The sequence below is a fragment of the Mesorhizobium sp. M7A.F.Ca.MR.362.00.0.0 genome, from assembly GCF_004023175.1.
Lineage (GTDB): Bacteria > Pseudomonadota > Alphaproteobacteria > Rhizobiales > Rhizobiaceae > Mesorhizobium.
Window position 1 is genome coordinate 1 of record NZ_RZTF01000831.1, and the last position, 821, is coordinate 821.

1 protein-coding gene is annotated in these 821 nt (G+C 59.1%); it reads left to right on the plus strand.

Going from position 1 to position 821, the window contains the following annotated elements; genetic code table 11:
* Window positions 1–69 precede the first annotated feature (69 nt).
* Complete coding sequence (locus EOC06_RS38020; RefSeq protein ID WP_128310159.1) at window positions 70–768, plus strand: IS6 family transposase; 699 nt, start codon at window positions 70–72, stop codon at window positions 766–768.
* Window positions 769–821 lie beyond the last annotated feature (53 nt).

Genomic DNA, 821 nt, shown 5'->3' on the forward strand with positions numbered 1-821 from the left:
GGATCTGTTGCAACCTTTTGATTACCAGCGCTGTGGCAAGGAGCCTTCGATCATTTTCGGAGGATTGCAATGTTCAAAGGCCGTCAGTTCGACCAGTCCGTGATCCTGCTTTGCGTGCGCTGGTACCTGGCCTACAATCTGAGCCTGCGTGATCTTGAGGAGATGATGGCCGAGCGCGGCATTACGGTCGATCACACGACCATCCACCGCTGGACCGTTCGTTTCTCGCCCTTGTTGCTCGAGCGCTTCAACCGGCGCAAGCGTAGCGTGACCGGCAAATGGCATGTCGACGAGACCTACATCAAGGTCCGCGGCCAGTGGATGTATCTCTATCGCGCCATCGACGGTGTCGGTGACACAGTCGAGTTTTGGTTCAGCGAGCAGCGCGACCTGCCGGCGGCCAAGCGCTTCTTCAGAAAGGCGCTCGAGCGTCATGGCCGACCGGATCGCGTCGTCATCGACGGGAGCCAGACCAACCACGAGGCGATCGTTTCCTGCGACACCACAAGTCGCTTGCAGGATCGCGCCCGGCGCCGGCTGAAGCCGATTCGCATCCGCCGGAGCCAGTATTTGAACAATCGGATCGAGCAGGACCATCGGCGCATCAAGCGCCGAGTCCGGCCGATGCTCGGATTCAAATCGACGGCTACCGCCACTACTATCCTTTCCGGCATCGAAATGATTCACATGATGCGCAAGCGACAGGCGAGGTACGCCTTCAATCCGAATCCGTCCCTGGCCGAGCAGTTCGAAATCCTCGCCGACTGATTGACCTCGCATCAGGCCTCTCTGCGCCCCTATTCAGCCGTTGCAACAAAACC

Bases quoted from the DNA above. Each gene is read 5' to 3' on its own strand.
- EOC06_RS38020 (WP_128310159.1), top strand. From the start codon at position 70: ATGTTCAAAGGCCGTCAGTTCGACCAGTCCGTGATCCTGCTTTGCGTG.